Here is a 25,104-nt window from a genome sequence, read left to right on the forward strand (position 1 = left end):
CGGTCTAACCTGGGGATATGCCCCTGCTTGAGATCGTCAAGAGTGCGGGTTTGAAGCAGATGGACGAAGGGGGTGAGTCTCTGCTCGACATCGTCAAGAGAGCGGGTTTGAAGCAGATGGGTGAACCGGTGAAGTTGGCTTGTGGTGCGATGTCGAGCGATTTCATCGACATGAAGCAGGCACTTTGTGATTGGAAGAGGCTGGAAGTGGCGTGCCGGGCCATCGTGGAGCGGGTTCACGAAGCGGGAATCGACTTCGACGCGGCCGGGGGGATGACGATGGGTGCCGACCCGCTGGCGGTGGGCATTGCGTCGATGAGCAACTGCCGCTGGTTCTCGGTGCGCAAGGCCCCCAAGAACCGCGGCACGAACAAGCTCATCGAGGGCACTTCTCTTGAGCAGGGAGTTCGGGTCCTGCTGCTGGACGACATAACCACAACCGGTTCTTCCGCGTTGACGGCCCTGCAAGCGGTGCTGGAAACCGGAGCCGAGGTCGTGGCCGCCGCGACCATCGTGGATAGGGGTTCGCTGGCCCGACAAGCCTTCGACCAGCAAGGCGTGCCCTACTTCCCCATACTGACCTACGCCGACCTCGACATCGACCCGGTAATACCCCCCGGCTGACCGTTCCGCCTCCCTCCCTCGGGCCTACCCTGACCGTTCCCGACATCGTTTTGTTTGTCACGGCAGCGTGAGCTGCACACCACCTACTGCTAGATCGTCAGGATCTCGCAGGGCGCTGGTGGCCTCCAGTTGGCCCGCAGTTGCGGCTCGATCCTCCCAGGGCATGGCCGCCGTCCACCGCCATGCAAAACTCATAACCCGAATGAGGGCCGACACGTCGTCACCTCCGGATATGGACGCTCGCCGCAGGGCCGCCAGATACTCCTTGCGGTAGACGCTGGGAATGATAATGCGCGAGGCATTGGCAGCCGACAGCTCGGCGTTCATCATCACCCGAGCAACCCTCCCATTGCCATCGGCAAAGGGGTGAACCTCCGTGACCAGCACCATCATGTAGAGCGCCCGCCTAAAACCGGCCGGTACCTGGGCTACTAGCTCGAATCCCCTGTGCAGCGTACCCCCCACCAGCGTGGGGGCCACGAAGCTGTAACCACCGGCCTGGTTGTTGTCCTGCTTCCACTTACCGGGGCACAACTCCGGGCGACCACCAAGGATCATCATGTGCCGCTCGCAAAGGTAATCCGCCAGAACTTGAGGATCTTCAGACACGGCTTTGCGACCAACGGGATCCACAACACACCGGTAGGTGCCCAAAATGTCGTGGCCATCGGCCGGCCGGGATGCAGGAAGCTGTTGAGTCTCGACGATGCGGCGGGCCTCATCCACCGTAAACTTTGTGCCCTCGATGTAGTTGGAGAAGTAGCTCTCGTAAAAGGGCAGCTCAGCAGAAAGCCTTCCTTCGGGTAAGAAATCGGGCGCTTCAGGATCGTCGTGCTCAGCCAACATGGCTACCAACCGCTCGAACATCTCCACCCGCCGTTCGTCCCAGGCTTGATCGGTGAGCAAAGCCTTGAGCAACCTTCCAAAATCCGGGCGCAGTGGTAGAAGCCCGGCCAGCCGCTCGAAAAGAGCATCGATCTCGTGGATCCGGTCCGGTGCGGCCATCCTGCCGGCTAGTTCAATGGCTTCCTCACGAAGTCGAGACACCCGGCTCTTTTCCCAGAACATGGATTTGCGAGCCAACCAATCCTCCAGCTCAGCCAGGGACAGGGTGCGGGATCGCCGCCTTCCCGTACTCTTGCTTGTTGCCAGGTTGTCGACCAGGACGCGGGCCGGTCGCGACATCCGCAGGCCATGCGGCCACGGCAAATCCTCCGACTTCGAAACATCTGCATCATTCGGGCGTACTCGGATCTCCAAACCCGGCAACCTCAAAGTTGTTTGCCGCTCGTCGGTGGCCACATGGAGAAGGCCGTCCACCACCTTGCCGCCCTCGGCCGCCGAGCGATCCACAACCACGGCTCCCGGCAGAAGGCGACCCAGGATGTACCAACGATTCTCCACCACGATGTCAGCCGGATCGCTAACCAGGTCAGCCGTGTACAACCGGGGTGCCAGGCGGCGAAGGCGACCTTCAGCCACTGCTCGTCGCAGGGTCGGTGCCGAGGCAACGCCCTCATCGTCGTCATAAAAGACAGTACGAGGTCCCACCGGCCAGCGGAAAGCTGCTGCTTGCGCCATACCAATACTTTACGCGCAGCTATACTTTTACTTGAACTTTTTTATTCGGAATTGCTCTTTTATTAGTGTTTTCTTTCAAATAAAGGTTCTTTGGGTAAAAACTCTTATTTTAGTCGCGGGTCAGGATGGGCGGAGGGTGGCCGCCGGGAGGATTTCAAGCTGATCCAGGAGGCACTGGCCGTTGAGGCGGGTAGGGGTGCCGGCCACCAGGATGTGGTCGATGCCGCGGGGTTGGTCGGCTATCAGGCGCTCGCCGCTCGCAGGCATGTCGTTCACCCGGCGGATGGGCCCGACCGCGAGATGATCCCAGTCGAGCACGACCAGATCGGCCACCGCTCCGGGGCGCAGGTAGCCCCGGTCGGGGGCGAGGCCGAGCATCTCGGCCAGCTCGCCGGTGAGCTTGTGGATACCGGTCTCGGGGCTCATCACTCGCCGGTCACGCACCCAGCGCGACAAGAAGTCGGTGGGCATCACCGCATCGCAGATCTGGCCCACGTGGGCCCCGGCGTCGGACAGGCCCATGACAGCACCCTCGGCCTGCATGAGGGCGGTAACCCCGTCCACCTCGTCGTTGGCAAAGGTGACCTCGAAGCGGGTCATAAGCCCGTCGGCCAGGGCTATGTCACACATGGCATCCCACGGTGAGCAGCCCCGGTCGGCGGCCAGCTCACCCACCGATGACCCCACCAAACCGGGCTGGTGGGGTGACTCCACCACCGTCAGCGTGTCCCAACGGGAGGCCAAAAGACCGTTGGCATCAAGGTCGGACTGCACCCGGGCCCGCCAGCCGGGGTCGGCATACAGCGCCGGCCGGTCATCGTGGGCCAGGGCCACCAGCTCGGCGAACGAACCCATGGTGTAGAAGGGGGTGGGCTCGATCATGGTGATGTGCTGGGTGATGGGACGGCAGGTGACCTGCACCCAAACATCGGCCCCGGCGGCCCGGCCGGCCAGGTGGTCGTCCAGCTTGGTGCGATAGCCGGCTCGGGAGGTGGCGGCGGCGGGATAGGTGAGGATGGACGACCAGTTGAGCCGCCGTCCCAGTGCGGGCTGGAGGTCGTAAACCCAGCGGTAGTTCTCCCCCGGGGCCACGTGGATCACGCCCCGGCCGATCTCAGCGGTGACCCCGATGAGGGCCTCGGTCTCGGCCTGGGTTGCCACGATGGACGGTACCGGCCGCCCGCCGTCGCCCAGATGGAACCCGGCTCGGTCGGTGGAGAACCCCAGAGCACCCCCGGCAATGGCCTCGGCCACGGCGCTCTTCATCCGGTTTATCTCCCCGGGGGTGGCCTCCCGCTCGTAGGCATCCTGGCCCATGACGTAGAGCCGCACCGCAGTATGGCCCACATAACCACCGAAGTTGACGGCCAAACCCCGGAGCTGGATCACATCCAGATACTCCCCGTAAGTCTCGAAATCCCAGTTCACCCCGGCCTCCAGGGTGGCCACCCGCATGTCCTCCACCTTGTCGAGGGTACGGATGAGAGAGGCCCGATCGGCGGCTTTGGTGGGGGCGATGCTGTAGCCGCAACTCCCGGCCACCACCGAGGTGACCCCGTGCCAGCACGACGGCGACAGCCACGGGTCCCACAGCACCTGGGGGTCGTAGTGGGTGTGACAATCAATGAACCCAGGGCATACCAGCCGGCCGGAGGCATCGATCTCGGTGGGGGCTTCGACGGCATCGTCAATGGCGACTATCCGCCCACCGGCAATACCCACATCGGCCCGCCGCCCCGGACCACCGGTACCATCCACAACCGTGCCACCCCGAATGGCAACCTCCAAGCTCACCCCCTCAAATCTAGGCCCGAGCCCCGGCAGCGGCGAGAAATAGCTCAACCCCAGGTTCATGGGCCGAGCCCCCACGCAACCCCGAAAACCCGGGGCCCCAACAACCTCCCCAACCAACCCCGAAAACCCCAGAGTCTATAATGGCCGGCATGTCTTCTCGACGGCTTGGTTTTCCCGTTTTCGATGCCGACAACCACATGTACGAGACCACCGAGGCGCTCACCAAGCACCTGCCCGACTCCCACCGGGGGTTGATCGACTACATCGATCATAACGGTCGCACGAAAATCCTGGTGAGGGGCAGGATCAGCAACTACATCCCCAACCCCACCTTCAGGCGAGTGGGCTCGCCCGGGGCCCAGGAGGAGTACTTCAAGCACGGCAACCCGGAGGGCAAGTCACGGCGGGAGATCATGAAGCCCATGGATGCTCTGCCGGCGTTCTTCGAACCCGAACCCCGGCTGGAGTTGATGAACGAGTTGGGCCTGGACTACGCCATGATGTACCCCACGCTGGCATCGTTGGTGGAGGAGCGCTTCCGGGATGCCCCCGACGAGTGCCATATCGTGATCCACGCCCTCAACCGGTGGATGCACGAGCACTGGACATTCAACTACCGGAACCGCATCTTCCCGGTGCCCATCGTGACCCTGCCCATCATGGAAAAAGCCATTGAGGAGCTGGAGTGGTGCGTGGAACGGGGGGCGAGAGCGGTGCTGATCCGGCCGGCACCGCCTCCCGGTCTGCGGGGACCGCGCTCGTTCGCCCTGCCCGAGTTCGACCCGTTCTGGGAGCGGGTGGTGGAGTTGGACGTGCTGGTCGCCATGCACGCCTCCGACAGTGGCTACACCCGGTTCACCAACGAGTGGGAGGGCTCCAGCGAGGAGATGATGGCCTTCAACCAGTCGCTGTTCCAGATGTCGGTGATGCACAACCGGGCCATCGAGGACGCGGTGACCTCGTGGGTCGCCCACGGCGCACTCACCCGGCACCCCCGGCTGAAGGTGGCCATCATCGAGAACGGCAGCTCATGGGTGCGGCCACTGCTCGCCCATCTGGAAACGTGCTACCGGAGGATGCCCCACGCCTGGGAGGAGCACCCGGTGGACGTGATCCGGCGCAACATCTGGATCCACCCCTTCCACGAGGACGACCCGATCGGGCTCATCGGTGTCGTGGGGGCCGACAACGTGGTGTTCGGCTCGGACTACCCCCATGTCGAGGGCATGGCCGACCCGATCTCGTTCGTGGACCAGTTGGACGGGCTCCCCGAGGATCAGATCCAAAAGGTGATGGGCGGCAACATGTCCCGCCTAATGAAGGTGGCCTGATCGCTATCAACCACCGGCTTACCGGTGTCGATCAATCAATTGGATCACCTAATGAAGGTGGCCTGATCGCTGCCAACCACCGGGGGCCAACCCCAGGCACCGCTCCAGGTGGCGGTGCATGTTGATGATGCGGCACTCCTCACCCGACAACCAAACATGGGTGAAGCCCGGTTGGTGCAGCCCTGCCTGCATGGTGCGAATCACGCTGAAGTCCTGATTCAGCACGAATCCGAAATCGGCTTGGTCCATGGGCACGGTGACATGAACCGGCGACGAGGCCGGGGCATCGGCCGACGGCATCCGGCTCAGATGGATGGTGACCAGCTCCCCTGTGTCGGGGCTGGGGCCGGGTCTTGCTGTCAGCACCGTGAACAGATCGGCGCTGATTAGCAGGGTTGTGTTGGGGAACAGGTTGTACTGGCTGAGATGGGTGATTTGCGCGGTGTCGTAACCCTTCAGATCGACCCCCGAAGTGGCCTGATGCTCTCTGATGTTCTGGGCAATCACATCTTGGAGGGTTTGGCCTTCGGGCACCTCGGGCAGGGCGCAGGGCTCTGTGTAGTCGGGGCCCATGCGACCACCTTGGGTGGCAACAAAGGAGTCCCACACAGTTTGGTCACTCACGTTTCGGCCCAGGCGAGGGCTGGGAACGCCGTAGGCCTGGTAGGAGGCACTGTGGTGGTCCCAGATTCGCTGGGGTGCATCCACGTCGTTGATACTGCCCAGCATCTCCCGGTGAAGGCCCTGCACGTGGTAGGTCTCGGAGAACCCCTCGTTGACCACCTTCCAGTTGCAGTTCACCGGGGTGACGGTGGAGTAGGTGCCCCGGAACTCGTCCAGGTTGGCCCAGGCAATGTCGTCGGGTATGCCCTCGAGCCAACCCTCCAGAGGTTCGGCACCGGTGTCGAGGTTCACGAACACCAGGCGGCCCCAGGTATCCACCTTTACCGGCACGAGGGGTAGGTCGTCGTTGTTGATGGGGCCGAATCCCCGGCGAGACGGTATCTCCCGCAACCGGCCGGCAAGGTCCCACGCCCATCGATGGTAGGGGCAACGCAGCTCGGTGATTCCGGCACCCGATCCCTGGCATATGGGGTTGCCCCGGTGGCGGCAGGCGTTCTGAAAGCCCCGCAACACGCCATCGGTGCCCCTCACCAGCAGGATCGAATACTTACCCAGCCGGTGCTCGAACCAATCGCCGGGATTGGCGACGTGGTCAACGGTGCAGGCCACGTGCCACACCTTGGGCCACAACCGCTCGTGTTCAAGTTCGGCGAACTCCGGTGAGATGTAGCGCTGCACGGGGATCTTCACCGGAGCCAGAGATGCCAACCCCGAAGCGGTTACGGCGGTACCCAGTATTTCGGTCTCCTGCGGTGCTGCGACATCAACCATCCCGATAGTCAAGCACGCGGTCCGCCGGCGCACACCCGATAGTCAAGCACGCAGCCAACCCGCACACACCCAGCAGCACGGCTCCAGGTGGGGTGCTGGGTTAGGTGCGGGGGCGGGTGGGGACATTGGTTTGGCCGCTACTGTTGTCACCCCAGCAAACAACGTGGCCTGTGCGCAGCAGCCCGCACGAATGCTCATGGCCAATCGACACCTCTCTGAACAGGTGCGCCGAAAACTCCGACTTGCTGAAATCGTAATCGCCATCACCCCAGCAGAAAGTAGCGCCATAAGCATCCATGCCGCACGACTGCCAGTAACCAGCCGACACCCTCCTCATGGTGGATGAGTGCGTAGGCACATCAGTCTGGCCGCTACTGTTATCACCCCAACAAACAACAGTGCCGCCCCATTTGACTGTGCACGAATGCTGGTAGCCAGCCGATAGTCTAAGGAAGCTTTCGGTCCAACTTGAGCCTTGTTGTTTTACGGGTGCGTCCGTCTGGTCGCTACTGTTATCACCCCAACAAACAATACTTTCGCCTCGGAGTATGGCTATACCATATCCTCGCTTTAGTCCACAAGAATGCTGGTAACCAACCGACACCTCATCGAACGTGCCCGAAGGGGCATCCGTTTGGCCATGGCTGTTGTCACCCCAGCAGGCAATAGCGCCGCCAGGGCGCACCCCGCACGAATGAGCTCCACCGGAAGATATAGAAATGAACTCACCCGACGGAGCGTCCAACTGCCCTTTGCTGTTGTTCCCCCAACAACTAACGGTACCGCCAGTACGTGCTACCCCGCAGGAGAAGTCCTGGCCGGCGGAAATAGCAGTGAACTTACCCGAATTAGGAGTTGACTGGCCATGGCTGTCGTCTCCCCAACAAACGGCTCTGGCATCATCACTCAACAAACCAGTAAGCAAACCGCACGTGTGGTCCCCACCAGAAGATATAGACGAGAACCGGAACGGCTGGTTTGACCCATCGGTTGACGTACCCGCCAAATCCTCGGGTACGTCCGTCTGGCCATCATCGCTGATACCCCAGCACACAAGGGTACCATCAACACGCATGGCACAAGAATGCCGCCAACCAGCACTGATCGCAGTGAAGCTCCCCTCTGGTGCGTCAGTCTGGCCCAACCTCTCATCACCCCAACAGGCAATGCTGGCGTCAACACGCACCCCGCACGCAAAGTCAACGGCGGCAGCTAACGCTTTGAACTCACCCGACGGAGCATCAAACCGACCTTCACTGGGATTGCCCCAACAGGTAATAGTGCCATCAGTGCGCAACCCGCACGCAAAGTACCCGCCAGCCGAAACCGCGGTGAACTTACCCGACGGAGAAGCCAACTTACTGAAAGGGTAAGTCAATGAAAGGTCTCTGTGTAAAAGATCAGTGCCCCAGCAAGCAACGGTGCCGTCAGCGCGCAGCGCGCAAGCACTACCAAACCCTGTTGACAAGGTGCTGAACTTACCCGGCGGAGCATTCAACTGGCCAAACCCATCGCTACCCCAGCAGGCAATAGTACCGTCAGTGCGCAACCCGCACGCATGATACCGTGAAGCTGATACCGCGCTGAAGCTTCCAGATGGTATACCCACCCGCAGATCTACACCTTTACTACCCCCAGAACCCCAGCAGGCAATGGTACCGTCAGTGCGCAACCCGCAAGAAGAGTAGCCAGCAGATACCGCACTGAACTTACCCGACGGAACATCCAACTGACCATCCCGGTTACTACCCCAACAGGTAATACTGCCGTCGTCACGCAACGCGCAGGAATGATCCATACCAGCAGCAAAAAGAGGGCTCTCAGACGCAGTAACAACAACGTCATCCACCTTGCCCACAGCACCATCATCGTCGTCATTACCATCATTTAAACCACCAACATCGCTGTTATCCCCGCCATCACTATCATCGTTTACATTGCCTGGAGGAGGGGTGGGCTCAGGAGTGGAAGTGGGGGTGAGTTCGGGAGTTGCAGTGGGGGTAGAGGTTGGAGTAGGAGTAGGGGTTGGTATGCCATCTTGTAAGGGTTGCTCGTCTCTGATTCCAGCTCCATAGACTTGGGTTTGAGTTGAGACTTGGGTTTGAGTTGCATCGTCATCACGGATGGTACCGGTGGCTTCAAGTTTCCGGTCGCCTCCGGTGAAAGCAACTCGATCATCCTGGGTTTGGAGATTTTTGAGGCGGAGGACAAAGGTTTCGTCGTCCTCCGGTGTTGTGTCACCTATTACTTGAACATTGATGGTTTGAGTAAGTTGGGCTCCAGTGGCGTTGGCTGGAAAGACCACAGATTTTTTGTTGAAACCCACGTAGTCACGTCCTGGGTTGTTCTTGCTGCGGGTGGCTGAGGCGCTCCGAGGCGACACTGCTGAGGCATGCACGGTCACGTCATGGCTAGGCATACCGCTCAACTCCACCGTGAACACAAGGTCGGTGTAACCGCTATTACCCTCAACAACGCTCACATCAGCCACTGATACCGTCAACACCACAGGCGTAGGTTCCGGCGTTGGTGTCGGCGTGGGTTCGGGGGTTGGTGTCGGAGTAGGAGTTGCAGAGCCTTCATCTGTGCCTTGCTGAGCTTGGAACAAGCTTTCGGTCTGCGTTGGCTTTGCGGCAACGACCTTGAACTTGACCATCGCATCTTTGCCCCAACGGGCGCAGTCCTTTGAGTAGGCGTACACCTGCGCCTTGTATTTCGTGTCCGCGACGAGATCCAGATCCAACGCGCTGTCCGGAAATGCCACGCTGTGCTGCGCGACCGTGTCACCGGAGCGGTCATACACGTACACCTCGTAGCTCGACGTGGCGCAATTCGATTTCTTGCGGGGCTCGTCGCCACGGCTCCACGACAGCGACACGCCCCCGTCGCGAGCCGCGACATCGAGGTTGATCGGCGCGTCTATCGACACAGCCACAACCCCCTCCCCGGAAGAGCCCTGCGCCACCAGACCCTGAGGAACAACCACCACACCCGCCAACAACGCCACCACCAACAAACCCCGACGAAAACACACCCTACCCATCAATCACACCTTTCCTGGCCAAGCACCCATAACAACTCAACACCAACCTACCACACGCCCCCCCCCCCCCGCACAATTCAACTCAAACACGAGATTACATTTTGCCCACCGGCGCAGCCCCTCAGCGAAGGTTGTAGAGCGCGTAGGGGTTGAGGAATTGGCGTCCCCACAGCCGCTCGCGCTCGGCCATGGCCAGCTCGGCCTGGTCGCACACCGAGACCCACTCGTCATGAATGACAGAAATCTGGTGCTCCACAACGTCTCTGGCCTGTCTGGCCGTCAAATGGTAGATACCGGCATGGGTGATGCACCGAGCCACTTGGCTCAATCGATCACCATCATCCCCAAAAGCCATGGCCTGGGCTGCTTGCTCACCAACGCGGCTCTGGGGACAGATGTCATAGGCAGGGGTGAGCGTAAGCTGGGTACCGTCCCAGAACGCAGCATGATTGCGAGCATGATCGTCGGTGTTACCCACCAAGATGTTGAAGGTGATGCGGGCGAACAACTCGTTGAGCGCGATATCGGGGTTGGCGAATCGCGCTCTTATCTGAAAGGCAAAGTCGGGATAGGTGGCGTAGCGACCGGCCATACCGCCGGCATCGTGCAGCTCCAAAAGGGTGAGCACTGACACCATCATGCGCCGGCCGGCGGCCTCGGTACGGTCGAAACGGTCAACCAGCAGAACGTCACGGCCCAGGACGCGATCAAGACCAACTCCAGCGACCTCGAGACCGGCCCGGCGGGCCAGCTCCATGGCCACATACTCCGCCTTGACCACGGGAAAGGAGTCGACCACCGAGGTGAACTTGGCAACCATCTGCCGCATACCGTCGACTACGACTGCCTTGGGCCTGGCCCCGCCCATCGAGCTGCCATGAAACAAGGCATGTTCCAGCCCTGGGGTGAGGGGTACACCGTTCTCAACCCGCTCGGCAACCTCGGCAAGCTCCTCCAGTGGCACCACATCGTGACCGCGGGGGGTGTATTCAACCGCCGATTGCTGAAAATCGAGCGCACCGGTGCGGTTGGATCCGGATGCCAGGAGATAGGCAAGAGTTCCCAAATCAGTAGTGTTCCCAACACATTGGGACTCGATCACCCGCCGACCCCAGGCATCGGGGCCGGCATCGGCAATGCACCCGGCGATCTCGCCGGAAAGCGGGGCAACCTCTCCCCGGCGCAACGGAAGTTCGGGCAAGTACAACGCCATGGCATCGGACCGTTCCAGGAAGCTGCGCCCGTAGGTGAACGTGATGACCGAGCCCCGGTCCGTGAGCCTTCCGGCGACCACCGGCTCGGTTGACCCCGGAAGCCACACCCAAACAAAGGCTTCAACCGGACGCTCGGCCATGTCAGAGTCAGAAGTCGTCGTTGACATGGCCACGACGCACCGCCGCGGGCAGCACGGCAAGTCGAGCAACAACGTACTCGGCCTCAAGGGTCCGGCGGGCGGGATCCTCATCGAACAATGCCACCCCCACCAATGCCGCAGCCTCAAAGGCAGTGCCCAGCGCAACAGTGGGATCACCCTTTTCCACTTTGCGGATCGTCACCGGAGACACCCCAACCCTTGCCGCCAGATCCTCAACCGTCCACCGCCGTTCCCGGCGGGCCAAACGCACTCGATCTCCCAGCAGCCGGAGCGCTTCCATCGTCATAGGTGCATAAACCTTAGGACCACCCACATCGACAGCATAAAGCAAAAATAATGGCTTTATCGACAATATCCTATTGATAATCTAAGCCAAAGAGCTCGACCGGGCGGTGCTGCGAATGGGGATGGCTCTGGTGGGCAGCACCCGAACTACACCGCCGGCTCGGCTATGAAAATCGCCTCGGCGGTGGCGCAGATGGTTTCGCCGGCTCGGAGTTCGCCGGTGGCGATGTGCTTGCGACCCTCGGTGTGGGAGTAACGGGCGGTGACCTCCAGCGGGGTGTGCAGGGGGGTGCCGGCCTTATAACGGATGTTGATACCGGCGGTGAGGCCGGTGGCGCCGGCTCGGGTGGCGGCGGTACCCAGGGCCTCGTCCAGGATGGAGGCCACCACCCCGCCGTGGGCCCGGTGGGGAGGGCCGGAGTGGGCCTCGGTAAGGGTAACGGTGGCCCGCATCTCCACCGAGTGAGGCCCGGAACCGGGTGGTCGCAGCGGTACCGGGTCGAAGACCAGCCGGGGAGCCTGGGGATTGAGCCGACCCGACCCGGCCTGGGTGAGGTTGTAGATGGTGCCATCACGATCACGGGCCACCACGATGTGGGGGTGGCGCTGGTGTACCCGGAGCCGCTCGGTTATCCGGGCCAGCTCGGTGGCTATTTCGGCACGAGTGGCACGGTCGGCATCATTGGCCGCCACCGCCGCTACCAGGTCACGGGTGCGCTCCACCAGCTCATAGGCCTCGGGGCCGAAATCGTCAGGATGGGGAACATCACCCAGCAACTCGGCCAAGCGGTAGGCCGATGCGGTCCTGGGGTGTTGCGGGCTGGACGCCCCCACAACCGACTCGGTCTCGGGGTGTTGCGGGCTGGATGCCTCGGTTGACTCAGTCTCGGAGAATTGCGGGCTGCTCATGGCCATGTTTGGTTGTCGCCGGATTCCGGGATGTCGAAACGGTCGATGTAGCGGGCGAAACGGTCTCGAACCTCGGTTCGGGTGAGCCCCAGATCCTCGAACCGGTACCGGTGCTCGCCCCGCTTGCCCGGTGGGGTGGCCGCGGCGTGAGCTTCCATCGCGGCCTCGGTCTCGGGGGTCAACTCCATTTGGAGTTGCTCATACACCGAGCGGGCGGCAACCAGCTTGCCGGTAGTGACCAGGTGGTGGGGAACCTGAGCAACACGATCGGCCCGCAGGCGGCCGGAGTCGATCAGGTCGATGAGATTGTCCAGGCTTCGGCCGTAGAGCTCCAAGTGGTACCGGCCGATGGCGGCAAAGTCCACCCGGTCGGAATGGGCCCACCGCATGGTGGCAATGAGGCTGGTGACCGAGGGCAGGATGGCGGTGGGATCGCGATGGGTGATTACGAAGCGGGCATCGCCGAACATCTCCAGCAGCGCCGGTAGTGCCTGAAGGTGAGCGGGCGACTTGAGCACCCATCGGCGGGTGGGCATCCGGCGCTGCAACACCTGAAGCACCCGGCGGTAGGTTCGGTAGGCGGGCCGGAGATCGGCGGTTTCCAGCCAGGTCCGGTAGCCAGGTACGTCGGTGCGGCTGACCATCTCCTCGGAGCGGAACTCGAGCGACATGGCCGACAGGCACTCCTTGTACATGCGCCCGGAGTACTCGTGGATGGCCAGCAGCCCGTCGGCCACCATCTGGGGCATCGTCAGCTCGGCGGTGGCCAGGGCGATGCGGGGATCGGTGGCCCGGATTTCGGGATCGGGGTGGGGGGGAGGCACCGGGCGCAGCAGCTCCCAACCCTCGGGGGCCCGGTGGGCGGGGTCCTGAGCCAGCAGGCCGTGCATGACGGTGGTGCCGGTGCGGGGCGCGCCGATCACGAAGATGGGCTCGTGGATGGGTTCATCCAGGGTGGCTGGATCTGCGTCCAGGTAACCGGTGAGCTGGATGCGGACTTCCAGAAGGCGCAGGATCATGCGCCGGGACATCCACCGGCCCATCAGGTTGAGCCCGGCATCATGCTCCAGCCCGCGACAGAACAGGGTTAGCGGCTCAATGAAAGCGCCATCACCGTAAGCCGCCAGATGGTCGGGGGCCCGACCCTGGCGAACCAGGGCCTCGGCCAACAAAAGGTCGGGGTCGAACGGGCGACGAGCCTCATCAACCACCGGCCCGGCATCACCCCGGTTGATGGCAACCACCCAATCGGGCCGGGCCCTAGGAGACCAACCCATCGCTCTCTAACTGCCGGGACTTCGGCTGAGCCACGCAGCGATCAGGAAACCAAACCATCTGGGAACCGTACCGAGTTGACATCACCGGCAACAGTACGCTTTTGAGATGCTCGAAGGCTTGGTCGTGATCGTCACCGGCGCATCCAAAGGCATCGGCAGGGGCATCGCCGAGTACCTGGTGGACCGGGGAGCACGAGTGACGGTGACCAGCCGCAAGCCGGAGCGGATCGAAGCCACCGCGGCTGAGCTGCGGGAACGCGGCGGGGATGTGCTGGCGGTGGCGGGCTCGGTGGGAGAGCAAAACCACGCCACCGATGTGGTGGACCGCACGGTACGGCGTTGGGGCACGGTGGACGGGCTGGTGGCCAATGCCCAGTCGTTCCGCCCCACCATGCCGCTGCTGGAGGTGCGGGAGCCGGACATGGACTTGCTGTTCGACACCGGACCCAAGGGCACGCTGTGGCTCATGCAGGCGGTTCACCCCCATATGGCGGCCAAGGGGCGGGGCCGCATCGTCACCTTCGGCACCAACGTGGGCTTGACCGGTGGGCCGGGCTACGGACCCTACGGCGCCGCCAAGGAAGCCATCCGATCGCTCACCCGCACCGCGGCCCGGGAGTGGGGCCGTGACGGCATAACCGTTAACTGCGTGAACCCGGCATCGGTCGCTCATAGAGCCCCGCCCGAGGAGGATCCCGACCGTATGGCGGCCTATGAGGCCCTTTTCGCCAACCACCCCCTGGGCCGAGACGGCGATCCGGTGGGTGACATTGCGCCGGTGATCAGTTTCCTGCTTTCCGATGCCAGCCAGTACATCACCGGCGAAACCCTCCAAGTGGACGGCGGCGGCTTCATGCGACCCTAGCCCGTAGGTGAGAAACCCCTTAGTGCGCCAAGTTATGCGCTAGTGCGTAGCCTCATGCGTTAGTGCGTAATGTAATGAGGACATCGTTCCCGCTAAGAGCTCCGCAGCAAAGTTACGTCCTGAAGCGGTGCCGGAGGTGGGATTGGCGGGTGGCCAGGTCGGCGGCGCGGGTGGGGAGGGTGACGGTGGGGTGGTCCATGGGGATGGCGGCGGCCAGGTCGGCCAGGGCCACCACCTCGGCGGTGGGGGTCATGGCCCGGTCGCCGGTGGGCCAGAACCAGCGCAGGGTACACAAACCGTTGCGGCGGCCGGCGGTGTCGAGCCAGTTGACGGTACTGGGGTCGGTGTCGCACAGCACGTAGCGCACCTTGCCGTCGGAGTCCACCGTGGTTTGGGTCTGGTTGCGGCAGGAGATGTGACTGTAGGTATCCACCAGCTCGAACGTGCCCATCATGTAGAGCTGGGCTCCCCAGTAGCGGGCCTCGGGCACCTCGGCGGTGATGATGAGGGCCTGGTCGGGCTCCAAGTCCCAGAAGCAGAACTCGTAGCGGGCCATGGACAAGCCCTTAGACACCTCCAGGGTGCGATTGGTGAAGCTGTTGTCGATGCGTTCGGCCCGGTTCATCTCCATGTAGGCGTTCCACCGCTGGATGGAGTCGGTCATCTGCATCATGGCCCGGCGCACCCGGTTGGCGAACGTAGCGCCGTCCAGCACGGGGGCGGGTTGGGGATCGAGACACTCGATGGTGAAAAAGGCGGGCTCATCGGCGGTCCAGTCGAAGTAGTACTCGCGAATTGACGCGGAAAGCACCCCTTCGGGGATGGCCACCGCGGCGGGTTCGTCACCGCCGAGCAGTATCTCGAAGTCGTCATGGCGACCCAACCCCAACTCCGATGCGGTCACCGTGGCCTTCGTCCCCCAGACATCGTTGTGCATGAAACCGGCTCGAAGGGCCAGGATGAAGTCGTCGCAGCCGTGCATGTTGCCGCAGATGCGGTACCGGCGGCCCGCTTCGATACGGGCATGACGGTACACGTTGTCGGCGTTGGGCCCACCCCACTGGGTGATCAGATCGTTCTGGCGGCTGAACAGGGGCCGGGTGGGGTCGGCGTGCAGCACTTCCCACCCCAGGAACGCCACCGCGTTGTCGGCCAGATGTTCGAGCATCTCCAACTGGGCGTTGGCCCCGGTGGGATAGGGCTCAGCGATTACCTCGCGGCCCAAGCCATCCAGCAGAGCGCACCAATCCTCCCAGGCTTCAAGGCCGGCCCGGACCCCCGATGCTTGATTTGATGTTCCGCCGGTCATGGCGACACCGATTTCAAGAAGGGCTCCACCGCGGCCAGAAAGCCAGGGGTGTTCTGGCCGTGCACGTTGTGGCTGCAATCGGCCACCGTCACCAACCGGCCATCGGGCAAGGCTTCGGCAAACCTTTCCGCCGCCTCGGCTGTGAGAACCCAGGAGTCGGCACCCCGCAGCAGCAGCGCCGGTTGGGTGATGCGCCCGGCATCCTCCAGCGTGAAGTGATCGCCGGCCCGGCGGTGTTCGGTACCGTGAGCCAGCCGGGGACCGTGGTCCACCTTGGAGATGTAGGTGCCGTCCACCCGCTGGAGCAGGTTGTACTTGACAGTGCGTTCAATGTGCTCGCGGCTTCGGTAGGGGTCGTACTTTTGCACCGCGGCCACGAAGTCATCCAGATGCTGGAACTCCCGGTTCTCGGTAACGAAAGTGCGGATCACCTGAGTACCCACCTCGGAAATCTCCGGGCCGACATCCACGATCACGATTGCCCGGGCCAGGTTGGGGTGGACAAGGCAGAGCCGCATGGTGTTCATACCCCCCATCGAGTGGCCCATGATGATGGGGTTGGCAACGCCGAGCGCGTCGCAAAATGCAGCAACGTCGGCGGCCATCGCCCCGGAGGAATAGTCGGCATCTCGGGCCCACTCACTGTCACCGTGGCCTCGCTGGTCGAGGGCCAGCACGTGGTAGCGGTCGGCCAACGCCAGGCTGACGAGATCCCAGGAGTGGGCCGATTGGTTACCGCCGTGAAGCAGCAGAACCGTTTGGGCATCGGGGCTGCCCCACTCCAGAAAATGAAACCGGTGATGGCGGGCAACGATATTGCGGGACACGTATGAGATGTCGGAGCTGTGGGCGATGCCCAGGTCGGCGGCGCTGGTGCATAGGCTCTCGAATTCGGCGGTCACCGTCATGTTCAGGGCCTCGATGGTGGAGGCGAACTCGTTGAGGTGCACTAGCAATTGCCTCCTTTCAAATCGGCGAAGAAGTACTTGACCACCTCGTTGAACACGTCGGCCCGCTCCCACTGGAGGAAGTGCCCGGCCTCGGGGATCACCAGCGGTCCCACCCGGTTGGCGAAGGCTATCTCGCAACGCTTGGGGAAATCCTCGGGCACGATCCGGTCGTCGGGCCCGTAAAGGATGAGCGTGGGGGCTTGCACCGGGGTACCCATCATGGGCGGCTCGCTCATGGGCCTTGCGTACTCCAACTGGTACACGGCCCAACCTGCGGCCAGCCGCTCCAGGTCGGCAAACGGCTCGGTCATGAAGTCGTAGTCGTCCTCACCGAAGGAGTACTGGGAAGCCAGCAGCCGGTGCTCGTAAAAGTCCCGCACGTAGCGGCGGCAGCGCGGCGGAGTATCCAGCTCGGCCCGCAGGATGTCGGGGTCACGGCCCTGGCGGATGCGGTAATCGCCGGTGGGACCGTGGGGCAGCGGGTTCAGCGACAAACCCCGCTCGGTGTACCAGTCCGCCCGGTCGACGATGAAGGGAGCCACGGTGTTGAAGAACACCATGCGGTCCACGAAACCCGGCCACCGGTTGGCCATGTCCACGATGACCACGCCGCCCACATCGCCGCCCAGCAGGCCGACCCGGTCATGGCCGAGCACGTCGTGAACCAGGGTGTGGATGTCGCGGGAGTACAGCACCAGGTCGTACTGATCGTCGGCGGACAGGTCGGAGTCGCCGTAGCCCCGCAGATCGGGCACTATGACCTCGTAGCCCGCCTCGACCAGCGGGATGATGTTGCGCCACCAGATGCGCTTCGTCTCGGGGTACCCATGCAGCAGCACCAGGGGGTAACCACCGACTCCCTCCCGGATATAGGCAAGCGCCAGGTTGCCGTCCACCGAGGCTCGATGGATGGTGAAAGCGTCACGAGGCGGGGTGGGAGGTTGCTCGGGCCGGATGGGAAGCACAGGAACCAAGCCTATTGGCTGCCACCCGCTCTCGCCCCTAGACCTTCTATTGGCTGCCACCCGCTCTCGCTCCTAGACCCTGAGGGGGTTGGGGTGCTAGGAATTACCAGCCGTCAACAACTCATGGAGGGGCCGATATGGAGTTTGGAATCTTCGTCCAGGGATACGTACCCCAGCATCGCCGGGAGAACGACCCCGATGCCGAGCACAAGGCGTTCATGGAGGAGCTGGAGCTGGTGATCGCAGCCGATAAGGCCGGGTTCAAGTACGTGTGGTTGCCCGAGCACCACTTCCTCGACGAGTACTCCCACATGTCGGCCAACGATGCCATTGCCGGGTACCTGGCCTGCGCCACCGAGCGCATCCACATAGGGTCGGGCATCTTCAACCCTTTACCCCAGGTGAACCATCCGGCCAAGGTGGCCGAGCGGGTAGCCATGCTCGACCACCTGTCCGAGGGCCGGTTCGAGTTCGGTACCGGCCGGGGGGCCGGCAGCCACGAGATCCTGGGATTCCTGCACCGGGAGGGCATCACCGACACCTCTCACACCAAGGAGATCTGGGAGGACGTGATCGGCGAGTTCGCCAAGATGTGGACCCAGGACACCTACGAGGGCTACGACGGCAAGTTCTGGTCACTGCCGCCCAGAAAGGTTCTGCCCAAGCCGTGGGGCAAGGGCCATCCGGCCATGTGGTACGCCGCCGGCAACACCACCAGCTACGCCATGGCCGCCCGCCGGGGACTCGGGGTGCTGGGATTCTCGGTTGGGGCCATCGAGGAGCTGGCCCCGGTGCTGGAGGCATACAAGAAGGAGATCATCAACGCCGAGCCGGTGGGGGCGTTCGTCAACGACAACATCATGGTGACCACCGGCGCGTTCGTGGCCGATACCACCCAGGGGGCGGTGGACCATGCGCTGCGGTCGTCGATGACCTACCTCCAGTCCAACGTGTTCCGCTACCACGACACCTTCCCCCGACCCGACTGGGTGCCGGCCTGGCCCCAAACCATCCCCATGCCCAGCGCCGAGGAGCTGTGGCAGGGCATCGGTCAGCCGGGCAACATCATGGGTGATCCCGACCAGGCGCTGAAGGCTTGCCAGGAGTGGGCCGAAGCCGGAGCCGACCAACTGGTGTTCGGCATGGGCTCGAGCGAGCGAGCCGACGACCTCAAAACCATTGCGCTTCTGGGCGAGCACGTGATCCCCAAAATCGACACCGACCCGGTGCATCGAACCACCCGCCTGCGCGAGGCCGCCTAGGGTTATTCCGCCTAGGGTTTGTTCCATGGCTGAGGCTCCTGGCGGCCATCCCAACGCGACCGTCGATATCGACGGTGGCATCATCACGGTCACCCTCGACCGTCCCGACAAGCTGAACGCCATCAGCCATGAGATGACCGCGGTGTTGTGGGAAGCGGTGCTGGCCCTGGGCGACCGCGACGACCTGCGCTGCCTGGTGATCACCGCCCGGGGCCGCTACTTCACCGCCGGTCAGGACATCTCCAGCCCCGCAGGCAACCGGCCCGGCGATCCCGAGACCAAACACCTCCACCCGGGTTGGAACTTCCGGCGGGACTACCGCAGCCACCACCTGCTGTACGACGAGATGGAGGCGGTGGAGAAGCCGGTGATAATGGCCATCCAGGGCCGGTGCCTGGGCGCGGGGGTGGAGATGGCCGGGTCGGTGGACTTCCGGTTCTGCACCCCGGAGGCCTCGTTCTTGCTGCCCGAGGTCAAACTGGGGGGTATCGCGGGCAGCGGCGGCACCAGCAGGCTGACCCGGCTGGTCGGGCCGAGCTGGGCCAAGTGGATGGCCATGGCCACCATGGAAATAGGGGCAGAGCAAGCCAAATCCATAGGCCTGGTGCATGAGGTGTACCCGGCGGAGTCGCTTCTGGATGAGGTTTACGCATTTTGCCACCACCTGATGTCGCTACCAACCGAAGCGGTCGGGTTGGCAAAGATGGCGGTGGATGTGCACGCCGACGTAACCGACCGTAACATTCAGCGGCAATTCGACCGGCTGTCGGTGTACTCAACCCAAGCAGCCTTCGAGGACTCGATGAAGAAATTCGGGTTCAAGCCGGAAACCTAGCAGGCAACTTTCGGCCAATTCACCAGCATGATCCGCCCGGCAATTTTGGTTTCCATAGCAATGGTTGTTGTGATGGCAAGCTGCGGTAACGACTCCGATGACGTTTACACCGCCAACACGGATGCTTCACCAACTGCAACATCAACCTTGCAGGCCACAACCTCTACCACCGCATCTCCGCAGGTCATCGCATCCACCTTGCCGGAGTTGTTTGTGTGGCCCCTCCTCTCGACACCGGCTGAGTGGCCTCGCACCCCCGATGAGGCAGCCGCAGCCTTTGTTGAGTATGTGGCGATGGGCGAAAAAGCAGCAACGCCGAGGCCCGCGGTGCAAACCGGTACGACTGCCACCGCCGAGTTGCCGCTAAGGAGATGGGATGGAGTCCATGAAGGGTTGGCCTCCACCATTTACATGCAGGCTGCCCAGTTGGATGACGGTACTACGACCTGGGTCGTTGTCAGAGCTCAATCGAAAAACGTGGTTGTGGACTACCCGCCGGCCGGTGAGCTGCTGATCAAAGGCACAACCATCAGGGGACAAGGCCAAAATTTCGAGGGGTCAATCAGCTTCCAAGTCTTCGACCGTGGCGGGGTTTTGGGCACCGCGCTGGCGGTGGGGGGTGCGCTGGGAGAGAACATGCCGTTCAAAACCCAAATGCAGTTCGATCGGTGCCCGGTCTCGGAGGGTAAAGGAGTTCTAGCCAGCATACTTTACCCACAGGTTGAGGATGTCAGCCTTCAAGACTTGACCATGCTGCCAGTGAGACTGCCAGAAAACTGCTAGACAAATCACCCCAATAAACAGGCTATTCGCGTTCGGACAAGCACTAGAACATTTGACGTACTCGGCTTCGTGAGATCTTGTATATGTACGGTCCGGGCTGTTCAACTAGATACTCGATCTTGCGCCATTGGCGCATTAGGAGTTCAAGTTGCGACCAAACTGTTACGGCCTGATCAGGATGCAAAGCAAATAATCGAGCGTTGCTATCCATGACGGTGGCCCTTTCGGAGGGGTGGCGCGTGATCTTGGAGTCGCGAGTTATGGCAACCATTCCGGCGGCGGCTACCATCGGAATCCATATCCTATCTGCGATGTCAGTGCTCGTGATCTCGCAAGCAGGGCGTAGTCGGTTCTTCACAACCTGCTCGGGAGCCCCAGGGTAAGTCACGTCAGGACGCAGAGCGGCTATCACCTTGGCGAGACCGAGGATGTCCGTGTCAAAGTAGTAGCGGACTATGGCTGGTTTCATGCCGCAGCAGGAAGAGCCCTATAGGAAGTTTCGTAGGCAAGTGCCCAGTGGGTATCTTCGATTGACAAGTCAAAGTCTTTAGCAACTTCCTCAATTGGCTCCCCGCCATCGATATGCTCAAAAATGGCAACGGTGCTAATTCCTTTGATGGACGGGCGACCTCCGCGGAAACCGGGTCGGCAGCGAACAGGTGATTGGGGGTCGTCGTGGGGACGCCATGCGATGGGCTCGTTTCCGCTCCAGTCGATCCTCCGCAAGAAAGCGTCAGCAGGTGGCAGCAGTAGCGGTTGACCGGTTGCCGGAGCAACAAGCCATAGGTCTTCGCTCAGACTGTGATGTTGCTGAAGGTCAACCAACAGCCGCCGATTCGGCCCTTCCCAGGGCTTGTATGAGGCGAGAGGGTAGGGATCACCGTAGTTTTCACGCAGGGCAGCAACAACCGCTCTTATCTCTTGAAGTCTCACCCTCAGTTCCCGTCTGTACTGAGCCAGCAGACCTGCCTCAACGAACTCAGCCCAGGTGAGTTCGTTGCTGCCAGTCGGTTCGATTCGGATGATCGGCGGCGAGTGGGCACGGCTGCGGTCTTTGCTGCCGTCGAGCCACCGGCGCAATGTTGGCGACGAGATCCGCAGCAATTCAGCCGCGGCAACGACCGTATAGACCGGCTGGTTGGACATCTCATGAGGATTCACAGGCAAAGACACCATAGCACCGATTCCGAGAAAGGTAATCCGGGCTGACACCGGCGATTAGCATCCTCCAGAGCCCGAGAGGAGAATCGAACTCCTGACCTATTCATTACGAGTGAATTGCTCTGCCGACTGAGCTACTCGGGCGTGGCGGTCAGGTTACCAGCGCGGGGTCGGCGGTAGGAACAGGAATAGGGCTTGGAGCAGCAAGGCCTCGTTGGGATTGCGCACCAGGGCGGCGTGGGTGTCGCGGATGCGGTTGATGGCGGCAACTGGGGGCGGGCCGGGGTGGCCGTCGGCCATGGACCGGCGGTAGCAGTCGGCCAGGATGGCCAGACCGAAACGCAGCTCATCGGTTCGCAGCAGGCGCTGCTCCCGGCGGTGGCGGGCATCCATATCCTGACGCTGACGAGTCTGGGGGCCCATGTCGGCCTCGATCCGGGCCAACTCGTCGAACTCAGCCTGCTGGCGAGCAACCAGCGGGGACTGAGCCTCATCTATCATCGCCCGCAGCTCGTCAACCAGCACCGACACCGTGGCCCCCGTGCCGTCCAACCGGGACGGCACGGTGGTCCAAGCCTGGCGGCGGGTACCGAGGCCGTCATCGGTGGCCAGTAGCCGGGCCCGGCTCACATCCCCGGCCGCCGCCACCACGATGTCATCCAAAACCTCGGAGGCCACCCCCTCCCGCTCGAGAATGCCGCGCATGTCGTGGTCGGACACCGGATCGAACTCAACGATGACGCATCGGGAGGCCACGGTGGTGTGAGCGGGAGGGACCTCCTCGCTCAACAGCACGATCACCGCCGTGGGTGGCGGCTCCTCGATGGTCTTCAACAGGCTGGCCACCGCTTCCGGTTCCGCGGTATGAAAGCGATCGCAGATGATTACCTTGACCTGGCTCTCCATGGGGCTGCGGGATGCCTCGAAGCTGATCTCGTCGGCCTCGACCACCCGCAGGGTGCGACCCTCGGGTTCGTGAACCGACACATCGGGATGGCGACCGGCCAGAGCCAAACGGCGGCTCCGGGAATCCACCCCGATCAGGGCGGCGGCAAACACCAGGGCGGCGGCCCGCTTGCCCGTACCCCGCGGCCCATGGAACAGGTAGGCGTGGACCGGTCGAGCAGCGGCGGTAGCCAGGATGCCGGCGGCCCGGGGCTGACCCTCAAGGCCGGCCCAGAGATCGGCATCGGCTGTACCGGACAGGGCATCGGCCGCACCGGCATCGGCTGCACCGGGCAGGGTATCGGCCGGGAACCGGCTGGAGGGATCAGACACCAAGCCGCTCCCGCACGATGGCAACCACGGATTTGGCAATCTCGCCGGGGGGGCGGTTCCCGTCGATCACCACCCACCGCTCGGGATCCTGCTCGGCCAGCATCCGGTACCCCTCGAGAACCCGGTGGTGAAAATCGGCGGCTTCGGCCTCGATGCGATCGGCCGGTGATCCCCGGCGAGACCGGGCCACCCCATCCGGCAGGCTCAGCAGCAGGGCCAGATCGCAACGAAGACCACCGGTGGCGAACAAGGACAGAGCCAGCACCTCTTCAACCCCCAAGTTCCGCCCGAAACCCTGATAAGCCAGGGAGGAACCGATGAAGCGGTCGGTCACCACGTGGGTGCCGGCCTCCAGGGTGGGGCGGATCACTTCGGCAACGTGCTGAGCCCGGTCGGCGGCCATGAGCAGGGCTTCGGCCCGAAACGACAGCGAAAAGCCGGACGGGTCCAGTACCAGCGAGCGGATCCGGGCCCCCAACTCGGTCGCCCCCGGCTCGAAGGTCAGCCGAGCAGCCCCCAACCGCTCGGCCAGCAAGCGGGCCTGGGTGCTCTTACCGGCGGCCTCACCACCCTCGAACGCGATCAATCGGCCGTTCAGGGCTGCTCCTTGCCCACAGAGGCCAACATCAAGAACAACCACCTAACGGGCACCATCGGAAGACTGCTCCTTGCCCACAGAGGCCAACGTCAAGAACCAGGCGGCCAGCATGATGAGGGCAGCCAACCACAATGTGAGCCGCACGCCGGGAATGATCACCTCGAAACCGAGAATGTTCACATCCTTGTCGAAGAACTTGTCGGATAGCCCATTGAGGAACAGGGCCAGGGCCGGACCCAGAAGCAGCGCCAGCATCACCGATGAACGCACCAGAGTGAACAGCCCCGCAAATACCCGGACTCGCAATTCTTCAGTGGCGCTCTCCTGGAGCAGGGTGATTCCCAAAACATAGACGGTTCCGGCACACACCCCGAGCCCCCCGACGAGCAGGGCCGACCCGTACAGGGTCCACATGCACGTGGCTACGAATAAGCACGCGCCGGCCCCGAACACCGCGAACAAAAAAACCCGCTCCTTGTTCAAATGGCGCTGCCTCACGGTCAACCCGGCGATGGCCAGAGCCACCCCGATGCCCAGCGCAACCATGAAAACACGAAATCCATCGCCCCCATCGACACTCAGCACATCCTCGGCAAACACAGGTCCCAGCGGCACGATCATGCCCCCACCGACCAGACCGACGGCCAGCGCAACGTTCACCGTTCGCACCGTTGGATTCAAGAACATGTAGCTCCAGCCATCCTTCAAGTCACGCAAGAACTGCGCCGGGGCCCAAACCCGGGTCGAGTCCCCCGATCCGGTGGCATTCGCACCACCGGCTTGAGGGCTCCGGGGCAGAGCCAGCCGGGAGATGATGAAAGCTGAGGCCGCAAAGGTGGCGGCATCGATGTAGAACGCCATCGACTCGGGATCTATGCGCATGAAGTCAACGGCTTCTACCCGTCCGATGATCGAGGCCAGCCCGGCTAGACCGATTGAGACCCCGGCGGCCAGCGGGAAGGTGCCGTAAGCGGCCACCAGCGAGAGGGAGTTGACCCCGGTCAGCTTTTCTCGGGGCACCAGATTGGGGACCGAGGCTTCCTTGGCCGGGGCCCACAGCAAAGCGAACCCCTCAAGGATCAGGGAAGCCACCACAAGTTGCCAGATGAAATCCACGAACGGCAGCCACAGCAGGGTGGCCGCCCGGCCCAGATCGCATACCACCATCGTTCGCTTGCGATCCCACCTGTCCACCAGCACCCCGGCGGCCGAGCCGAATACGAGTCCGGGCAGGAAGCGGGCGATCATTACATAGGCAACCGAGGCTTCGGGAGTACCGCCCCCCACGCGGTCGGCGGTGATGAGAATGGCGAACAAGGCCAACCAGTCGCCTCCCGAGGACAACATCTGGGCTATCCACAGCCTGAAGTACTGGGGGCTGCCGAAAATCCTGCCAACCCGGGTGGAGGCCACCGTTGAGGGCTCCTCGAGGGAGGGCTCCTCAAATGCCACGCCGAGTCGCCTCCACACCGTTAAGGTTAGTTT

22 protein-coding genes and 1 tRNA gene are annotated in these 25,104 nt (G+C 62.8%); 6 read left to right on the plus strand and 17 right to left on the minus strand.

Annotation, left to right across the window (positions count from 1 at the left end):
* The first annotated feature begins 17 nt into the window (after window positions 1-17).
* Complete coding sequence (locus tag ACOGXC_RS12345; protein WP_419918476.1) at window positions 18-623, plus strand: orotate phosphoribosyltransferase; 606 nt, start codon at window positions 18-20, stop codon at window positions 621-623.
* Window positions 624-680: 57 nt separating this feature from the next.
* Here the strand turns inward: ACOGXC_RS12345 and ACOGXC_RS12350 are convergent, their stop codons facing one another.
* Window positions 681-2,204 (minus strand): Fic family protein, encoded by a 1,524-nt coding sequence (locus ACOGXC_RS12350; protein WP_419918477.1) that lies wholly within the window; start codon window positions 2,202-2,204, stop codon window positions 681-683.
* Between the two features lie 120 nt (window positions 2,205-2,324).
* Entirely contained in the window at window positions 2,325-3,998 is a 1,674-nt protein-coding gene (locus ACOGXC_RS12355) for an N-acyl-D-amino-acid deacylase family protein (protein ID WP_419918478.1), read from the minus strand.
* A 149-nt stretch (window positions 3,999-4,147) separates the two neighbouring features.
* On the opposite strand from ACOGXC_RS12355, the gene ACOGXC_RS12360 reads away from it, so the two are divergent.
* Window positions 4,148-5,329 (plus strand): amidohydrolase family protein, encoded by a 1,182-nt coding sequence (locus tag ACOGXC_RS12360; protein ID WP_419918479.1) that lies wholly within the window; start codon window positions 4,148-4,150, stop codon window positions 5,327-5,329.
* 48 nt (window positions 5,330-5,377) lie between these two features.
* Here ACOGXC_RS12360 and ACOGXC_RS12365 read toward each other — a convergent pair whose 3' ends face one another.
* From ACOGXC_RS12365 to ACOGXC_RS12390, 6 genes are all read right to left on the minus strand, one after another.
* The gene (locus ACOGXC_RS12365) at window positions 5,378-6,724 is read right to left on the minus strand and encodes an aromatic ring-hydroxylating oxygenase subunit alpha (RefSeq protein ID WP_419918480.1); all 1,347 of its coding nucleotides are present in this window, start codon (window positions 6,722-6,724) and stop codon (window positions 5,378-5,380) included.
* Between the two features lie 100 nt (window positions 6,725-6,824).
* Entirely contained in the window at window positions 6,825-9,734 is a 2,910-nt protein-coding gene (locus ACOGXC_RS12370; RefSeq protein ID WP_419920080.1) for a hypothetical protein, read from the minus strand.
* A 154-nt stretch (window positions 9,735-9,888) separates the two neighbouring features.
* Window positions 9,889-11,121, minus strand: coding sequence for a type II toxin-antitoxin system HipA family toxin (locus ACOGXC_RS12375; protein WP_419918481.1), 1,233 nt, complete (start codon window positions 11,119-11,121; stop codon window positions 9,889-9,891).
* 7 nt (window positions 11,122-11,128) lie between these two features.
* Window positions 11,129-11,428: a helix-turn-helix transcriptional regulator gene (locus ACOGXC_RS12380; RefSeq protein ID WP_419918482.1), complete on the minus strand. Its 300-nt coding sequence runs from the start codon at window positions 11,426-11,428 to the stop codon at window positions 11,129-11,131.
* Window positions 11,429-11,574: 146 nt separating this feature from the next.
* Entirely contained in the window at window positions 11,575-12,336 is a 762-nt protein-coding gene (locus ACOGXC_RS12385; RefSeq protein ID WP_419918483.1) for a PaaI family thioesterase, read from the minus strand.
* Entirely contained in the window at window positions 12,333-13,613 is a 1,281-nt protein-coding gene (locus ACOGXC_RS12390; RefSeq protein ID WP_419918484.1) for a sulfotransferase family protein, read from the minus strand. The genes ACOGXC_RS12385 and ACOGXC_RS12390 overlap by 4 nt, the downstream gene beginning before the upstream one ends.
* Window positions 13,614-13,719: 106 nt before the next feature.
* Between ACOGXC_RS12390 and ACOGXC_RS12395 the strand changes: the two genes are divergently transcribed.
* A complete protein-coding gene (locus ACOGXC_RS12395; RefSeq protein WP_419918485.1) occupies window positions 13,720-14,478 on the plus strand; it encodes an SDR family NAD(P)-dependent oxidoreductase in 759 nt (252 codons plus the stop codon).
* Between the two features lie 112 nt (window positions 14,479-14,590).
* Here the strand turns inward: ACOGXC_RS12395 and ACOGXC_RS12400 are convergent, their stop codons facing one another.
* The 3 genes from ACOGXC_RS12400 to ACOGXC_RS12410 are packed head-to-tail and all read right to left on the minus strand — an operon-like array spanning window position 14,591 to window position 17,702.
* Window positions 14,591-15,787: a hypothetical protein gene (locus ACOGXC_RS12400; protein WP_419918486.1), complete on the minus strand. Its 1,197-nt coding sequence runs from the start codon at window positions 15,785-15,787 to the stop codon at window positions 14,591-14,593.
* Window positions 15,784-16,737: an alpha/beta fold hydrolase gene (locus tag ACOGXC_RS12405; RefSeq protein ID WP_419918487.1), complete on the minus strand. Its 954-nt coding sequence runs from the start codon at window positions 16,735-16,737 to the stop codon at window positions 15,784-15,786. Before ACOGXC_RS12405 ends, ACOGXC_RS12400 begins: the two co-directional genes overlap by 4 nt.
* Complete coding sequence (locus ACOGXC_RS12410; protein WP_419918488.1) at window positions 16,737-17,702, minus strand: alpha/beta fold hydrolase; 966 nt, start codon at window positions 17,700-17,702, stop codon at window positions 16,737-16,739. Before ACOGXC_RS12410 ends, ACOGXC_RS12405 begins: the two co-directional genes overlap by 1 nt.
* A gap of 137 nt (window positions 17,703-17,839) precedes the next feature.
* Between ACOGXC_RS12410 and ACOGXC_RS12415 the strand changes: the two genes are divergently transcribed.
* The 3 genes from ACOGXC_RS12415 to ACOGXC_RS12425 are packed head-to-tail and all read left to right on the plus strand — an operon-like array spanning window position 17,840 to window position 20,582.
* Complete coding sequence (locus ACOGXC_RS12415; RefSeq protein ID WP_419918489.1) at window positions 17,840-18,964, plus strand: LLM class flavin-dependent oxidoreductase; 1,125 nt, start codon at window positions 17,840-17,842, stop codon at window positions 18,962-18,964.
* 25 nt (window positions 18,965-18,989) lie between these two features.
* Window positions 18,990-19,799, plus strand: a complete 810-nt coding sequence (locus ACOGXC_RS12420; protein WP_419918490.1) for an enoyl-CoA hydratase/isomerase family protein — start codon at window positions 18,990-18,992, stop codon at window positions 19,797-19,799.
* Between the two features lie 27 nt (window positions 19,800-19,826).
* Window positions 19,827-20,582 (plus strand): hypothetical protein, encoded by a 756-nt coding sequence (locus ACOGXC_RS12425; protein WP_419918491.1) that lies wholly within the window; start codon window positions 19,827-19,829, stop codon window positions 20,580-20,582.
* 43 nt (window positions 20,583-20,625) lie between these two features.
* On the opposite strand, the gene ACOGXC_RS12430 is transcribed toward ACOGXC_RS12425, so the two are convergent.
* The 6 genes from ACOGXC_RS12430 to ACOGXC_RS12455 form a co-directional block, all read right to left on the minus strand.
* On the minus strand, window positions 20,626-21,051 hold the full coding sequence (locus ACOGXC_RS12430; RefSeq protein ID WP_419918492.1) for a hypothetical protein: 426 nt from the start codon (window positions 21,049-21,051) through the stop codon (window positions 20,626-20,628).
* Window positions 21,048-21,794 (minus strand): DUF433 domain-containing protein, encoded by a 747-nt coding sequence (locus ACOGXC_RS12435; protein WP_419918493.1) that lies wholly within the window; start codon window positions 21,792-21,794, stop codon window positions 21,048-21,050. The genes ACOGXC_RS12430 and ACOGXC_RS12435 overlap by 4 nt, the downstream gene beginning before the upstream one ends.
* 20 nt (window positions 21,795-21,814) lie before the next feature.
* Window positions 21,815-21,887, minus strand: a tRNA-Thr gene (locus tag ACOGXC_RS12440).
* 12 nt (window positions 21,888-21,899) lie between these two features.
* On the minus strand, window positions 21,900-23,021 hold the full coding sequence (locus ACOGXC_RS12445) for a hypothetical protein (RefSeq protein WP_419918494.1): 1,122 nt from the start codon (window positions 23,019-23,021) through the stop codon (window positions 21,900-21,902).
* A complete protein-coding gene (gene tmk, locus ACOGXC_RS12450; protein WP_419918495.1) occupies window positions 23,014-23,661 on the minus strand; it encodes a dTMP kinase in 648 nt (215 codons plus the stop codon). Before tmk ends, ACOGXC_RS12445 begins: the two co-directional genes overlap by 8 nt.
* Window positions 23,662-25,071 carry an MFS transporter gene (locus ACOGXC_RS12455; protein WP_419918496.1) on the minus strand — a complete coding sequence of 470 codons (1,410 nt, stop codon included), beginning with the start codon at window positions 25,069-25,071 and terminating at the stop codon, window positions 23,662-23,664. It abuts the gene before it with no gap.
* Between the last annotated feature and the right edge of the window lie 33 nt (window positions 25,072-25,104).

It is taken from the genome of Candidatus Poriferisocius sp. (genome assembly GCF_965202595.1).
Classification (GTDB): Bacteria; Actinomycetota; Acidimicrobiia; order Acidimicrobiales; family Bin134; genus Poriferisocius.

Coding starts and splice junctions, on each gene's coding strand:
- ACOGXC_RS12345 (WP_419918476.1), top strand. CDS start 18: ATGCCCCTGCTTGAGATCGTCAAGAGTGCGGGTTTGAAGCAGATGGAC.
- ACOGXC_RS12350 (WP_419918477.1), bottom strand. CDS start 2,204: ATGGCGCAAGCAGCAGCTTTCCGCTGGCCGGTGGGACCTCGTACTGTC.
- ACOGXC_RS12360 (WP_419918479.1), top strand. CDS start 4,148: ATGTCTTCTCGACGGCTTGGTTTTCCCGTTTTCGATGCCGACAACCAC.
- ACOGXC_RS12365 (WP_419918480.1), bottom strand. CDS start 6,724: ATGGTTGATGTCGCAGCACCGCAGGAGACCGAAATACTGGGTACCGCC.
- ACOGXC_RS12375 (WP_419918481.1), bottom strand. CDS start 11,121: ATGGCCGAGCGTCCGGTTGAAGCCTTTGTTTGGGTGTGGCTTCCGGGG.
- ACOGXC_RS12380 (WP_419918482.1), bottom strand. CDS start 11,428: ATGACGATGGAAGCGCTCCGGCTGCTGGGAGATCGAGTGCGTTTGGCC.
- ACOGXC_RS12385 (WP_419918483.1), bottom strand. CDS start 12,336: ATGAGCAGCCCGCAATTCTCCGAGACTGAGTCAACCGAGGCATCCAGC.
- ACOGXC_RS12390 (WP_419918484.1), bottom strand. CDS start 13,613: ATGGGTTGGTCTCCTAGGGCCCGGCCCGATTGGGTGGTTGCCATCAAC.
- ACOGXC_RS12395 (WP_419918485.1), top strand. CDS start 13,720: ATGCTCGAAGGCTTGGTCGTGATCGTCACCGGCGCATCCAAAGGCATC.
- ACOGXC_RS12400 (WP_419918486.1), bottom strand. CDS start 15,787: ATGACCGGCGGAACATCAAATCAAGCATCGGGGGTCCGGGCCGGCCTT.
- ACOGXC_RS12415 (WP_419918489.1), top strand. CDS start 17,840: ATGGAGTTTGGAATCTTCGTCCAGGGATACGTACCCCAGCATCGCCGG.
- ACOGXC_RS12420 (WP_419918490.1), top strand. CDS start 18,990: ATGGCTGAGGCTCCTGGCGGCCATCCCAACGCGACCGTCGATATCGAC.
- ACOGXC_RS12425 (WP_419918491.1), top strand. CDS start 19,827: ATGATCCGCCCGGCAATTTTGGTTTCCATAGCAATGGTTGTTGTGATG.
- ACOGXC_RS12430 (WP_419918492.1), bottom strand. CDS start 21,051: ATGAAACCAGCCATAGTCCGCTACTACTTTGACACGGACATCCTCGGT.